14 protein-coding genes are annotated in these 14036 nt (G+C 69.0%); 12 read left to right on the top strand and 2 right to left on the bottom strand.

Annotated features, from left to right (window positions below; translation table 11 throughout):
* The first annotated feature begins 65 nt into the window (after positions 1-65).
* The 5 genes from EDD39_RS14835 (at position 66) to EDD39_RS14820 (ending at position 5102) form a co-directional block, all read left to right on the top strand.
* Positions 66-1958 carry a helix-turn-helix domain-containing protein gene (locus EDD39_RS14835; RefSeq protein ID WP_123556305.1) on the top strand — a complete coding sequence of 631 codons (1893 nt, stop codon included), beginning with the start codon at positions 66-68 and terminating at the stop codon, positions 1956-1958.
* Positions 1959-2076: 118 nt separating this feature from the next.
* Positions 2077-2880, top strand: a complete 804-nt coding sequence (gene lipB / locus EDD39_RS14830; protein WP_208765502.1) for a lipoyl(octanoyl) transferase LipB — start codon at positions 2077-2079, stop codon at positions 2878-2880.
* Between the two features lie 117 nt (positions 2881-2997).
* Positions 2998-3954: a lipoyl synthase gene (gene lipA / locus EDD39_RS14825; RefSeq protein ID WP_030460767.1), complete on the top strand. Its 957-nt coding sequence runs from the start codon at positions 2998-3000 to the stop codon at positions 3952-3954.
* Between the two features lie 199 nt (positions 3955-4153).
* Positions 4154-4306, top strand: a complete 153-nt coding sequence (locus EDD39_RS39575; protein WP_162870027.1) for a hypothetical protein — start codon at positions 4154-4156, stop codon at positions 4304-4306.
* Positions 4307-4415: 109 nt separating this feature from the next.
* Positions 4416-5102, top strand: coding sequence for a DUF4191 domain-containing protein (locus EDD39_RS14820; protein ID WP_123556303.1), 687 nt, complete (start codon positions 4416-4418; stop codon positions 5100-5102).
* A 179-nt stretch (positions 5103-5281) separates the two neighbouring features.
* Here EDD39_RS14820 and EDD39_RS14815 read toward each other — a convergent pair whose 3' ends face one another.
* A complete protein-coding gene (locus EDD39_RS14815; protein ID WP_123556301.1) occupies positions 5282-5749 on the bottom strand; it encodes an RDD family protein in 468 nt (155 codons plus the stop codon).
* Between the two features lie 321 nt (positions 5750-6070).
* Between EDD39_RS14815 and glnA the strand changes: the two genes are divergently transcribed.
* The 3 genes from glnA to EDD39_RS14800 all read left to right on the top strand — a co-directional run bounded on the left by glnA (position 6071) and on the right by EDD39_RS14800 (position 9342).
* A complete protein-coding gene (glnA, locus tag EDD39_RS14810) occupies positions 6071-7483 on the top strand; it encodes a type I glutamate--ammonia ligase (RefSeq protein ID WP_123556299.1) in 1413 nt (470 codons plus the stop codon).
* A gap of 637 nt (positions 7484-8120) precedes the next feature.
* On the top strand, positions 8121-8507 hold the full coding sequence (locus tag EDD39_RS14805) for a hypothetical protein (protein WP_123556297.1): 387 nt from the start codon (positions 8121-8123) through the stop codon (positions 8505-8507).
* Positions 8508-8667: 160 nt separating this feature from the next.
* Positions 8668-9342, top strand: coding sequence for a hypothetical protein (locus EDD39_RS14800; protein ID WP_123556295.1), 675 nt, complete (start codon positions 8668-8670; stop codon positions 9340-9342).
* Between the two features lie 237 nt (positions 9343-9579).
* On the opposite strand, the gene EDD39_RS40335 is transcribed toward EDD39_RS14800, so the two are convergent.
* The gene (locus tag EDD39_RS40335; RefSeq protein WP_208765501.1) at positions 9580-10062 is read right to left on the bottom strand and encodes a hypothetical protein; all 483 of its coding nucleotides are present in this window, start codon (positions 10060-10062) and stop codon (positions 9580-9582) included.
* Between the two features lie 620 nt (positions 10063-10682).
* Here EDD39_RS40335 and EDD39_RS14790 point away from each other — a divergent pair.
* From EDD39_RS14790 to EDD39_RS14775, 4 genes are all read left to right on the top strand, one after another.
* A complete protein-coding gene (locus tag EDD39_RS14790; protein ID WP_123556293.1) occupies positions 10683-11828 on the top strand; it encodes a Fic family protein in 1146 nt (381 codons plus the stop codon).
* Positions 11829-11892: 64 nt separating this feature from the next.
* A complete protein-coding gene (locus tag EDD39_RS42685) occupies positions 11893-12117 on the top strand; it encodes a transposase (RefSeq protein WP_123556291.1) in 225 nt (74 codons plus the stop codon).
* Complete coding sequence (locus tag EDD39_RS14780; protein WP_123556289.1) at positions 12107-12448, top strand: hypothetical protein; 342 nt, start codon at positions 12107-12109, stop codon at positions 12446-12448. The genes EDD39_RS42685 and EDD39_RS14780 overlap by 11 nt, the downstream gene beginning before the upstream one ends.
* A 179-nt stretch (positions 12449-12627) precedes the next feature.
* Positions 12628-14025, top strand: a complete 1398-nt coding sequence (locus EDD39_RS14775) for a restriction endonuclease (RefSeq protein ID WP_244257203.1) — start codon at positions 12628-12630, stop codon at positions 14023-14025.
* Positions 14026-14036 lie beyond the last annotated feature (11 nt).

Here is a 14036-nt window from a genome sequence, read left to right as displayed (position 1 = left end):
CCGTTCTCCAGCGGCGGGCCGGGGGCACGGGGGCCACGGGGGCACGAGCGACAAGGGAAGACCGCATGGACCGCCACACCACCGCCGCGCCGGCGCTGCGCAGACTCCTCGACCTGCTGGCCACCGGGGCCGCCACCGAGGACTTCGGCGAGGTGCTCGCCGACGCCCGCCGCCGGGGCGCGCCCGCCGAGGTGCTGAGCGAGATCGACGACGCCACCTGGCAGGCCCTGCGGGTGCACCGCACGATGCGCCAGCACCGCAGACGCGAGGCCGAGCTGACCGCGCTGTTCGACACCGCGGGCGACCTGGCCGCCTCCCGGGACCTGGACGCGGTGCTGCAGGCCATCGTCCGGCGGGCCCGGATGCTGCTGGGCACCGACACCGCGTACCTGACCCTCCCCGACGAGCGGGCCGGCGACACGTACATGCGGGTCACCGACGGCTCGGTCTCGCCGATCTTCCAGACCCTGCGGCTCAGCCTGGGCGACGGCCTGGGCGGCCTGGTCGCGCAGACCGCCCGCCCCTACGCCAGCCACGACTACCGGGTCGACGAGCGCTTCCGGCACACCGGGCAGATCGACGCGGGCGTGCTGGACGAGGGCCTGGTGGCGATCATCGGGGTGCCGCTGCTGCTCGGCGGCACCGTGATCGGCGTGCTGTTCGCCGCCGACCGCTCGCCGCGGGCCTTCTCCCCCGACGAGGTCGCGCTGCTGTGCACGCTGGCCGCGCACGCCGCGATCGCCCTGGACACCGCCAAGTCGCTGGCCGACACCCGGGCCGCGCTCGCCGACCTGGCCGCCGCCAACGCCGTCATCCGGGCCCACGCCGCGGCCGTCCAGCGCGCCGAGCAGGCCCACGACCGGCTCACCGACCTGGTGCTGCGCGGCGCGGAGGTGGCCGACGTGGCCGCCGAGGTGGCCGCGCTGCTGGACGGCGGGGCCTCCGTGCACGACGCCGAGGGCGCCCCGCTCACCGGCCCCGGCGGCGCCCCCGACGGCCTGGCCGACGCGGTGGCCGCCTCCCGCGCCGAGGGCCACGCGGTGCGGCACGGCGCCGAGTGGGTGTGCGCGGTGCTGGCCGGGCAGGAACTGCTGGGCGCGCTGGTGCTGCACGGGCGGCCCGAACTGGACGACGCCGACCGGCGGGTGTTCGAGCGCGCGAGCATCGTCACCGCGCTGCTGCTCCTGCTGCGCCGCTCGGTCGCCGAGACCGAGAACCGGGTCCGCGGCGAACTGCTGGCCGACCTGCTCACCGCGCCCGGCCGCGACCCGGCCGGCCTGACCGCGCGCGGCCGCCGCCTGGGCGTCGACCTGAACCGGCCGCACCTGGTCCTGGTCGCCGTCGCCGAGGACGCCGTCGCCCGGGACCGGCTGGCCGGGGCCGCGGCCCGCTACCTGTTCGGCTCCCGGGGCATCAGCGCCGAGTTCGGCGAGGGCGCGGTGCTGCTCGTCCCGCACGAGGGCGGCGGCGACGGCGCGGTGGCCGCGCTCGCCGCGGAACGGCTGGCCCGGCTGGCGGGCGGCCCGGTCACGGTCGGCACCGGGCGCGCCGCCAGCGGCCCGGTCGCGCTGGCCGCCACGTACGCGGAGGGGGTGCGCTGCGTGCGCGCCCTGCGGGTGCTGGGCCGGGACGGGGACGGGGCGTGCGCGGCCGACCTGGGCTTCCTGGGCGTGCTGCTGGGCGACGGGCACGACGTGGACGGCTTCGTCCGGGCCACCCTCGGCCCGCTGCTCGACTACGACGCCAAGCGCGGCACCGAGCTGGTGCGCACCCTGCGCGCCTACTTCGACTGCGGCGGCGGCCTGACCCGGGCCAAGGACCTGCTGCACGTCCACGTGAACACGGTGGTGCAGCGCCTGGACCGGGTGGAGGTGCTGCTGGGCCGCGACTGGAACCAGCCGGAGCGGGCGCTGGAGCTGCAACTCGCGCTGCGGCTGCAGCTGCTGGCGGGCGGCTGAGGAACTGCCGGAGCGGCTCCGCGGCTCGGGCCGGCGGACGGCTGAGGCGGCCCTGCGGCTCGTGCCCGCGGCGGGCGTACAGTGGCGAGGTTGGGCTGGTCGGCCGGCAGGGAGTGGCGTGGTGAGCGAGAACGTGCGGTTCGTGCGGATGGGGATCGGCGAGCGGACCGTCCCCTACCAGGAGGCGTGGGCGGAGCAGCAGCGGCTGCACGCGCTGCGGGTCGCGGACGAGATACCGGACACCGTGCTGCTGCTGGAGCACGACCCGGTGTACACGATGGGCAAGCGCACCAACCCCGAGGACCTGCCGCTGGACGGCACCCCGGTGGTCGAGGTCAACCGCGGCGGCGAGATCACCTGGCACGGCCCCGGCCAGCTGGTCGGCTACCCGATCGTGAAGCTGCCCGACCCGATCGACGTGGTCGCGTACGTGCGGCGGCTGGAGGAGGCGCTGATCCGGGCCTGCGTCGGGTTCGGGGTGGACACCACCCGGATCGAGGGCCGCAGCGGGGTGTGGAAGCTGGGCGCGGACATCCCCGGCGCGGTGGTCGACCCCTCCCAGGTGGTGGAGATCGGCAAGCTGACCCTGCGGATGGGCCTGCCGCTCGGCATCGACCCGCGGCTGGCCGGCCCCGAGTACGCGCCGTCCAACGCGGGCCAGCGCGGCGACGACCGCAAGCTCGCCGCGATCGGCGTGCGGGTGGCCCGCGGCGTGACCATGCACGGCTTCGCGCTGAACTGCGACCCCGACATGACGTACTTCGACAAGATCGTCCCGTGCGGCATCCGGGACGCCGGGGTGGCCTCGCTCAGCGGCGAGCTGGGCCGGCCGTTCGCGGTGCCGGACGCGGTGGACGCGGTGGAGCGGAAGCTGGCCGAGGTGTTCGCCGAACTGCCCGAGCCGGTCGCCGCCGTCCGGTAGCGGAATCGGCGCGGCACACCGAGCGTTGCCTTTCGAAGGCAAGCCCGGGGCCGGTCGAAGGCCATTGAAGTGCAGGCGTACCCTGAGGGGTACCCCGTCTAGTTCTAGGAGTCGCACGTGTCCGCTGTCGCACCCGACGGCAGGAAGCTCCTCCGGCTGGAGGTCCGCAACAGCGAGACCCCCATCGAGCGGAAGCCCGAGTGGATCAAGACCAGGGCGAAGATGGGGCCGGAGTACAACGCCCTGCAGTCCCTGGTGAAGAAGGAAGGGCTGCACACGGTCTGCCAGGAGGCCGGGTGTCCCAACATCTTCGAGTGCTGGGAGGACCGCGAGGCGACCTTCCTGATCGGCGGCGACCAGTGCACCCGCCGCTGCGACTTCTGCCAGATCGACACCGGCAAGCCCGCCGAGTTCGACCGGGACGAGCCGCGCCGGGTCGCCGAGTCCATCGTCACGATGGACCTCAACTACGCCACCATCACCGGCGTCGCCCGTGACGACCTGGAGGACGGCGGCTCCTGGCTGTACGCCGAGACCGTCCGCCAGGTGCACGCGATGACCGCGGCCCGCGAGGCCGGGCGGACGGGCGTCGAGCTGCTGATCCCGGACTTCAACGCCGTCCCGGAGCAGCTCGCCGAGGTCTTCTCCTCCCGCCCCGAGGTGCTGGCGCACAACGTCGAGACGGTGCCGCGGATCTTCAAGCGGATCCGTCCGGCCTTCCGCTACGAGCGCTCGCTCGACGTGATCACCCAGGCCCGGGCGGCCGGGCTGGTCACCAAGTCCAACCTGATCCTGGGCATGGGCGAGACCCGCGAGGAGGTCAGCGAGGCGCTGGCCGACCTGGTGGACGCCGGGTGCGAGCTGATCACCATCACCCAGTACCTGCGGCCCTCGCTGCGCCACCACCCGGTGGAGCGCTGGGTGAAGCCGCAGGAGTTCGTCGAGCTCCAGCAGGAGGCCGAGGAGCTGGGCTTCGCCGGGGTGATGTCCGGTCCGCTGGTGCGCTCCTCGTACCGGGCCGGGCGGCTGTACCGGCAGGCGCTGGAGCACCGGGAGCGGGCGGCGGCGGTCTGAGCCCGGGGCGGGACCGCTGCTGCGGTGGGGGCGGGTCCCGTACGGGCCCGCCCTTCCGCGTGCCGGGGGCGGGGCGGGGCGCGCGGGGCTGTCCGGGCTAGGCGTCGACGTTTCACGTGGCATTGACGGCCGGGTCACCGTACGGTAACGGACGTCCGGGACGCTGGAGCGGTACCCGGGTCGAGGAGTTGGTGGGGTCATGCGTACCGGAATCCGGACCGCGCTTCGGCGGGCCGAGCAGTTGTTGTTGATCCGCGGCGCGCGCCGCAACGCGTGGGCGGCGGTGTGCGAGAACCGGCGGCTGGCGGGCGAACGCGAGCAGGCCGTGCAGGTGTTCGGGCGCAGCGCCTGAGCCCCTGGTGGGGGCCGGGCCCGCGGCGGGGACCCCTCGGGGAAAGACCAGGGTCACGAACCGGCACCGCCTTGGATGATCGCGTGTGCCGCCACGTACCATGAGCGGTATGGCGAGGCAAAAATCCGATACCCCTGGGCGGCTCGCACAGATCCGCCAGGCATATGTCATGACCAAGCAGGTCGACACCAAGATCGGCCTGATCATCGCCGGCGTCGGCCTGCTGACCTTCGGCGTGTTCCTCGCCATCGGCTTCGCACTGGACCACCCGGTCTACCTGGGCATCCTCGGTTTCGTGGTGGCCGTGCTGGCGGTCGCGATCGTGTTCGGCCGCCGGGCCGAGCGGGCCGCGTTCGGGCAGATGGAGGGCCAGCCGGGCGCGGTCGCGGCGGTGCTGGGCAACATCCGGCGCGGCTGGAGCTCGAACCAGACCCCGGTCGCGGTCACCCGCAGCCAGGACGCGGTCTACCGGGCGGTCGGCCGGGCCGGCATCGCGCTGATCGGCGAGGGCAACCCGAACCGGGTGCGGCCGCTGCTGGCGTCCGAGAAGAAGAAGATGGCCCGGGTCGTCGGCGACATCCCGGTGCACGACATCATGGTCGGCAACGGCGAGGGCGAGATCCCGCTCAAGAAGCTGCAGATCCACCTGATGCGCCTGCCCCGGGCGATCAGCGCCGCCCAGGTCACCGAGACCAACGACCGGCTGCGCGCGCTCGGCGACCTGCTCTCCAAGGCGCCGATCCCCAAGGGCCCGATGCCGAAGGGCGCCCGGATGCCCAAGGGCGGCATGCGCTGAGGCGCGACTCCCCCACACCACACCACGGCCCCGCCCGCGAGGTTTCCCTCCGCGAGCGGGGCCGTTCGACGTCTCCGGGGTGCTGCCGGGCGCTTCTCCCGTCGGGCGCCCTCCCGGGCGGGTCTGATCCGGACGGGCGGGTCGGATCCGGACGGGCGGGTCGGATCCGGACGGGTGGGTCAGATCCGGACCTCGACGGTGCCGACGGCCTTGTCGTGCAAGCCGCGGGTGTCGCGGTCCCAGACGGCGGCCGGGATGACCAGGCAGAGCAGCAGGGTGCGCAGCAGCACCTGCGGGATGGTGGCGCGGGTGCCGTCCAGCCGGACCACCCGCAGGCCGAACAGGCGCTTGCCGACGGTGGTGCCGGTGGTGGCCAGGAACAGGACCGTCACCGCGTAGAACAGCGGGGTGGTCCACAGGTTCGCGGAGCTCTGCTCGCCGCGCGCCAGCAGGCCGTACGCGACCAGGCTGACCAGCCAGCCGTCGACGAACAGCGCGCCGATCCGGCGGCCGGGGCCGGCCATCGAGCCGGGACCGGTCTGCGGGAGGCCGAGGCGCTCGCCGCGGTAGCCGAATTCGGCGCCCATCTTCTCGGCGGCCGCCTTCGGGCCGTCGATCCACGATCCGAGTGCTTCTCTGGTGTCCACGAATCCACCCTAACCGGGCTTACGGCCGGGCCCGGGGGCGGCCCCGGCGGCGGCGCGCCGCCCGGGTTTCCCGTCGGGGTGAACCCCGTTCGGCCGGCTGCCGCAAGTGGTCTGGACCAGTGGCGGATCAGTGGCGCGGCGGGGCCGGGAATTTGCCCGGAAGCGTACCGCTTTGCCGTCCGTTCGAATGGCCCGGTTAACATGTGGGAAACAAGCGAGTCACGAGCCGGAAACGGGCCGTTCCTATCGTGAGCCCCCTGCACCGGGGCTCCAGTCGTCCCTGACGGAGACTCAGACCGTGCACGCCGAGGAGGAGTACGGATGTTCACCAACGCCGACGAGGTGAAGCAGTACATCGCGGACAACGACATCAAGTTCGTCGACGTCCGGTTCTGCGACCTGCCGGGCGTGCTGCAGCACTTCGCGGTTCCGGCCGACACCTTCGACCCGTCCGAGACCCTGATGTTCGACGGCTCCTCGATCCGCGGCTTCCAGGCCATCCACGAGTCCGACATGGCCCTGGTGCCCGACCTCGCCACCGCCCGGCTGGACCCGTTCCGGACCGAGAAGCACCTCAACATCAACTTCTTCATCCAGGACCCGATCACCGGCGAGGCCTACAGCCGCGACCCGCGCAACGTCGCCCGCAAGGCCGAGGCCTACCTGGCCTCCTCCGGCATCGCCGAGACCGCCTACTTCGGGCCCGAGGCCGAGTTCTACGTCTTCGACTCGGTGCGCTTCGAGACCTCCGCCAACGCCTCCTACTACCACATCGACTCGGTGGCCGGCGCCTGGAACAGCGGCTCCGCCGAGGGCGACGCGCGCGGCTACAAGGTCAAGTACAAGGGCGGCTACTTCCCCGTCCCGCCCGTCGACCACTTCGCCGACCTGCGCGCCGAGATGTCCCTCGAACTCGCCAAGGCCGGGCTGGAGGTGGAGCGCCAGCACCACGAGGTCGGCACCGCCGGACAGGCCGAGATCAACTACAAGTTCAACACCCTGCTGCACGCCGCCGACGACCTGATGCTGTTCAAGTACATCATCAAGAACGTCGCCTGGCGGGCCGGCAAGACCGCCACCTTCATGCCCAAGCCGATCTTCGGCGACAACGGCTCCGGCATGCACGTCCACCAGTCGCTGTGGACCGGCGGCTCCCCGCTCTTCTACGACGAGCAGGGCTACGCGGGCCTGTCCGACACCGCCCGCTACTACATCGGCGGCATCCTCAAGCACGCCCCCTCGCTGCTCGCCTTCACCAACCCCTCGGTCAACTCCTACCACCGCCTGGTGCCCGGCTTCGAGGCCCCGGTCAACCTGGTCTACTCGCAGCGCAACCGCTCCGCCGCGATCCGCATCCCGATCACCGGCTCCAACGCCAAGGCCAAGCGCATCGAGTTCCGCGCCCCCGACCCGGCCTCCAACCCCTACCTCGCCTTCGCCGCCATGCTGATGGCCGGCCTCGACGGCATCAAGAACAAGATCGAGCCGCTCGAGCCCGTCGACAAGGACCTCTACGAGCTCGCCCCCGACGAGCACGCCGCCGTCCCCCAGGTCCCCGCGTCCCTCGGCGCCGTCCTCGACGCCCTGGAGGCCGACCACGAGTACCTCCTCGCGGGCGGCGTCTTCACCACCGACCTGATCGAGACCTGGATCGACTACAAGCGCACGAACGAGATCGCCCCGATCGCGCTGCGGCCGCACCCGCACGAGTTCGAGCTGTACTACGACCTCTGAATCGGCCCTCATGGGCCACCTGGCCAGGAGGCCGTTTTAGGGGCTCTGACCTGCGAAAACGTCTCTCATGAGCTCTCGCCGTTACTCGGCCCTCCTCGCCCTCATGTGAAATGAGTGTGAAATGGCGGCGCCGAAAGTTGACGGCTAGTCAGCTAAGCCGGGGGCCGTTGCACCCGTAACCGAGTGTGACGGTCCCCGTTTCTGTGCCCCGGATGTCCCGGGTGGCCACTCGGGCATACCCGGTGCGCTCCCAGAGCCACCAGCCGCCAGCCGGGCACCTCTCCGCCGGGGATGGCGACCGACCTCCGCCTCCTACGGGCACCGCCCTGGCCGGGCCGCCACTACGCCGGATACTGGCGACCCTGCGCCCTTCCGACTCACTTCCCCTCATAGCTGCGCCCGGCCAGGAAATAGCCAAGGGGCAAGGCCGCTGCCCGCATTCCGTGGAATTGACATGCTGACTCGCAACCTGTCAGGGTGATCCTCTATTCGCAGCCTCGTAAAACCCGGCAGCACTAAATGCAGGCCCATAGGCCCCTCACGGGCATTGACCAGGGCTGGAACTCGCCGCATTGCCACCGATGCAGGCACCCCTGAATCAAAGAAATGCCATACAACGTGACCGAAGGAGCCGGCCTTGCGCCTCGACACCATCACCTCTCGGCGACTCTCCGAGCTGCTCGCTGACTCAAGTATTCCGCCCACACACCGAGCGCTCTGGGCACTGCTCGCGCAAGGCGAGTTCGGCCTCGTGGACTTCCTGTCCCTCGATGTCCGCGATGTCACCGGCAGGAAGCTCCGAGCCGCAGGTCCCTCGCGGTACGGGCTGACGGAGATGCTAGTTCCGGAAAGGGCCTCCGCGTTGCTTCGTGAAATAATCGGCGACCGCAGCGAAGGTGCCGTATTCACCGAGGGCGGGCGGGCAATGTCTCGGGAGAGCGCGAGCGCGGCGGCGCGCCAGCACGCCGGGTGCTCGATCCACGCATTCCGGAACTCAATCTTCCGGCACTCCGCCGTCGAATAGAATTCAACGCGGAGTTCCCGTCGTCGCGACGGGAACTCCGCCGCCGTGCTCTCAGGAACGCTTCAGTGCCATCGTCACCACCCGGTGCCCGATGCCGCCATTTCTCAGGAATCGTCCAACCACCCGTCCTGCGGGAAACTGGACAGGCAGGAGGTGCGCGATGGCTGACAAGGACACGGGCGAGTCTCGGATGGTTCAAGCCGAAGGTGAGGCGATCACCCCCAGCGAATCGGCTCTCGTGATCAAAATGACCGAGACCGGCGAAATCACTGGGCTGAGCACAGCGCGGGACGGCCGGGAGGCCGGAGTCGACGTGACACCAGACGGCAGGGTGATCGCCCGTACTGCCGGTGCGTGGCCCCTGAAGGCCGAGCGCGAGCAACGAACGGGGCAGAGTCTCACCAACCACCTCAACAGGCAGGGCGCCAGCTGGGGGCCAGCGGAGCTCACGGAAGGCGGCAAGCAGGAGGACGGTGTGGACTGCATCGCCGTCGATACCGAGGACGACACGGTGAAGCTGCTGATCCAGACGACGGTGGTCGACCGCACGGACACTTGGAAGCAACTCGCTCAGTCCCAGACCGCCGCTCACCCGGAGATGACGATCGAGCAGATCGTGGAGGCGATTAAGACCGCGATCGAGAGTAAGCAGACACGGCCGAAGAAGGGCATCCACCTCGCGCTCGATGCCACCGACAGCATCAACGCCACACTGCCGCCGGCCACCAATGCCTTCCGCGCCGCGTACGGCTCCTGGACTGCTGGCCTCGGCTACGAAGGCGTCTACCTGGTCGGGCCGGAGACGCTGGTTTCACGGCTCGATGCTCCGGACTAGCCCAGCTTCTGGAGCTGGAAGAACCGCAACTCCGCCTTCGTCACCATCGGCCGACCCGATTACCAGATCGCCGCCGAGCGCGCCTGGGTGCCACGGATCTGGTGGAAGCAGCTCAAGCAGCGCCCGATGGTCTCCGTGCACATCACCGCTGGCGTACCGGAGATCAAGAGCTACGCCGACGTCGCCCAGACCCTCCGCGACTCGACGGCGCACCGATCAACCTCCTGGCCGCGTGGTTCAGGCTTCCCTGTCACCCGTCTCAGGTTCGGGGCCATCTGGGCAGCCGTAGTTGCCCCACTGAATCCAGCCTTGGGCCCGGTTCACCTGCACGGTGCCGTGATTGAGCAAGTAGGGCGGCCGGCCGGTCGAGGCGGTCGCATCCACAACCTGCGCGAGACCGCCGAGCACCACGTTCATGTCGACCACCTCCTTCCGCGCCTTGGCGAGAAGACGTTGGTCCACGAAGGCACCGTAGATCCTCTCAGCACCCGGGAGGCGGTCGAGGGCGGCACGAGCCTCCACAATCACCTCCTCGGTGATCTCCCCAGCCTCCTGTCGGTCGTGACAGCCAGTTCGGTGGTCGTAGTCGCGGCACAGCCGCAACATGTTCCAGGGGTTGTGGAACATGTTGGTGGCGATCTGCGGGCGACCAGCCCGGTGCGGATGGCGTTCAACCCGCTGCCGGATCTCGGGCCAACCGATGATGTGGGCGATCTGCAACGTCCTGGCGGTAGTGCCACAGAGGGAGCACTCGGGGCTGAGCTGCTTGATCAAGTCTTCGACGTGCCGCGGGAGCGGAGGTCGGCCCATCGAGTCCCATGCCGTGTCGTACTCGGTAGTCCGGGCGCGGATGATTCCCCGCGGGGCCATGTGAATCCGGACGTCGACTCCTGGGTACGCCTGACGCAATTCCTTCGACAGGCGCAGGCCGGCTGTACGACGTCGCCCTCCAGGTCCGGGAGCACCCCGTCGAAGGGAATCAGGTCATCCCACCAGCCAGCCACCGAACGCCGTTCGCTGAGGTTGACCAGTCGGCGCCCGGTATCGGAGCCGTCCATCTCTGCCGCCTCCGCCGCAGTGACGGCGTAGAGGACCAGCAGATCGCCCCGGCGCCGCGGCCGGGGCAGGTCCGGAGTTCGTGCTACATCCATGAGGCCAGGATGGGGCACGGCTCGGACAGATCAGACGGCGAACACAACGTTTCATTCGACCCGGTGACGGCGGTGGCCGAGCGGAGTGCCCTGCTCTCTTGCGCCGACGGGCCTAACCAGATTCCGGTTCCCATCCACCGGTGAGCATGCCGCCTTGTCCTCGTGACATGAAAATGGTGTCATAGGGACATGCTGTTCAAGACGCCAGGCACCGATGCCACAGACGACCGGGTCCTCTCGGAGATCGTCGCCATGCGCGAGGATCTGCGCATCCACCTGCGGCCCACCTCTCGCTGGACCAAGCAGCTGCGCCGAAACCTCACCGCTCGCGCCATCGCCGGCTCGAACAGCATCGAGGGTTACGACGCGAAGGTGGACGACGTCGAGGCGATGATCCAGGGCGAACAGCCCCTCGACACCGAGGAGACCAGCCGCAAGGCTCTGGAGGGCTACCAGCGGGCCATGTCCTACATCCAGGACCTGTCCGACGCCGGTTCCTGGTTCCGGTACGACCATGGCCTCCTCAACGGTCTACACCGGATGATCAACGAGCACGATCCGTCGAAGCGCCCAGGTCGATACCGCGAGGGACCGGTGTACATCACCGACCCGGACGACCCGACGGTGCACGTCTACGAAGGCCCCGAGAAGGACGAGGCCCAGGCGCTGATGGGTGAGCTGATCGACTGGCTCAACGAGGGCGACCTGGACGCACCCACCCACATCCGTGCGTCGATGGCACACCTCAATCTCGTGAAGATCCACCCGTGGAAAGACGGGAACGGGCGCATGTCCCGTTCGCTGTCGACCCTCGTCTTCTCCCGCGAGGCCCTTGTCCCAGCCGAGTTCTCCTCGATCGAGGAGTGGCTGGGACGAGGAGTGAACACCTACGCCTACTACCAGATCCTAGAGCGAGTCGGCGGCCACCAGTGGAGCCCCCAACGCGACGCACACCCATGGATCAAGTTCTGCCTCGGTGCCCATCACATGCAGGCTCAGCAGGCGAAGCGCCGCATTGACGTCCAAGGTCGCGTGTGGATTCGCCTCGCGGAGGAGATGGAGGCAGCTGGGCTCGACGAACGCATGGTCGCCGCCCTCTCCCCGGTCTACTTCCACACCCGGCTGCGCCGCACGATGTACCAACAGGATGCCGAGCTGAACGAGCGCACGTCGAAGCGGGACATCCAGACCCTCGTTGACCTCGGGTGGCTGGAGTCTCAGGGGCAGGCGCGAGGCCGGTATTACACAGCTGGCCCTCGCATGGAGCCGGTTCGAAAGGACATCCGGATGTCGACGGAGCCGCTGAAGAACCCGTACAGCCGTCGCCGCGGCTGACTAGGGCTTGGCAGGTAGAACCGTCGGTGTGACGCGACACCAGCTGAGCGCCAGTGAGTGAGGGCTGATCGAGCCGCTTCTGCCGGTCGGACAGTACGGCCCGTACCCGCAGCCGGTGCACGAGCAGTTCGAGGACGTAGTGTGCCGGTTCCGGGCCGGTAGCCAGTGGCGGAAGACGCCGCGGGGGGAGTTCGGAGCCTGGCAGAGGGTCCACGAGCGCTTCGCCTACTCGGCCATAGTGTCGACTCTGGCAGAGCGCAGGGCACTATGCTCCTTCCATGTGGAGTGAGTCGAACAACTATGGGTTCGAGAACGAGCTGGACTACCTCCGGTCGATCAAGAAGGACGACGGCTATACGTTCACGTATCCGTTCGAGTACATCGCCAAGAACCACGGGAACGACACCTACGACATCGGTACAGCGGACATGGTGGTCCGGGTCCAGTGGTCAGACGCGGAGGCCGGGTACAAGGTGGCCTACGACGTCCCCGAGATGTACAAGATCGACCCCGCTGAGGGGAACGGCGATGCAGAGAGCTTCTACGAGAGCGACGTTTACTGGAGGCTCGGAAGCGACCTCGATGGGATGGGGATCGGCGTCGAGCTTCGTGCCTTCTAGGACCTGTGTGAGGTTGTGTCGGCGTCGTGGCTGATGAGCCGGCCGCCCCTGCTGCCCTTTTCTGCCTGGCGGCGGCCTGGTCCCGCTTCTCCGGGATGCCCTCCTTGCGTTGCCACGATTGCGCGCGTGCGCTGAGGAACATGTAGTCGCATCGGCTGCACAATGCCCATGTGACCGAAATGCAGCGCCAGTTGATCGACAAGTACAAGGCCCTCAGGGGCATGGAACAGGACCAGCGGGCGAAGGCAGCCCGTGGCCGTGCCTTCAACCAGTTCCTCGTGGACGTCCTGATGGCCGGAGGCACGGAGGCTCGTGCGGACAACCGCGGTGTGGACGGCCGTGACGATATTGACGTCGCCTTCGAGATCAGCGGCGTCCACTACATCGCCGAAGCGAAGTGGGAAGAAGACCCGGTCAACAGCGACCCCTTGGTGAAGCTCCGTGGCCGCCTAGAAACCCGTCCTCCCGGCGTCCGGGCCGTATTCGTCTCGATGTCCGGGTACCTGCCGATGATCATCCAGGATGCCAAGAAGGACGCCCGTGTGCTGTTGCTCGACCGGACACACATCGAGGCACTGGTGGCCGGCTTGCTCACGCCCTTCCAGTTGTTCAAACGCTTGAACGACATCACCACCCGCCGCGGTGGCTCGCACGTCACGATCACCGAGGTGCTCACCCCTGAGCAACCACGTCTCAGCCCTGCCTGGCTGCCAGCGAGCCACGACATCGTTTTGCCGGGGGCCACGCTCGCCGACGGCCTGACAGTGGAGCCGCTGCTGGCGACAACCGCCCTTCACGAGCCAACCGGCCTGACCCCGGCGGGCAAAGGTCAGCTGTTGGTGACAGACCACAATGGCGTCCACGGACTTCACGGTGAGACCGGTAAGAGGATGCCGAAGCACGATCTGAGCCTCAATGGACATCTGTGCGAGAGCAGGGTGCAGAGGCGCCCCGACGGTGAACTCCTGGTGCTGACCTCGGGTGTCGTCGTGTCCAAGCTGGAGGGCCGACTGGCACCTGTGGCCGGCGGGATTGACGGTGCTCGGCAGCTGCTCACGCACCCCGATGGCAGCGTGTGGGCGTTCTCCAGCACGGGCCCGACAGGCCCCGTGTACAACGGTTCCCACACCTTGCTCAGGCTCGGAAAGCAGCTGGGCGACGAAGAGCGGTATGCCATCACGTTCAGCGGCCAAGTCAATGAGGTCGTGTTCACTCAGGACGGTCGGCTCTTCGTCGTCGGTGGCAGTAAGTGCGGACATCTGGATCTCGGTGACGACATGGTGCTCGACGAACGCAACTGGCTTGCCGGTCCGCCCGTACGTGTGACCGCGTTGCTTGCTCTGGACTCTCGCACGGTGCTCAGTGCCGGCCCCGATTCTGGGGGTGCCGCGATCATGCTGTATCGGACGGATCTGGTCACATACGAGCACTCATTGGTCTGTCACTTGCCGGGTCTCAACAGAGCGACGAGCCTCATCTCCACTGACACCAACCGTGTCTTGCTGCTGGCCGACAACCGGGGCAACGAGCAGACCCCTCACCCGGTCTTGCTGGAGCTGAGCTTGTCGGCAGTGTAGGGCGTCACGGG

Origin of the sequence: Kitasatospora cineracea, from assembly GCF_003751605.1 — a bacterium.
GTDB lineage: Bacteria > Actinomycetota > Actinomycetes > Streptomycetales > Streptomycetaceae > Kitasatospora > Kitasatospora cineracea.
This window is presented reverse-complemented; position numbering and strand designations above follow the sequence as displayed.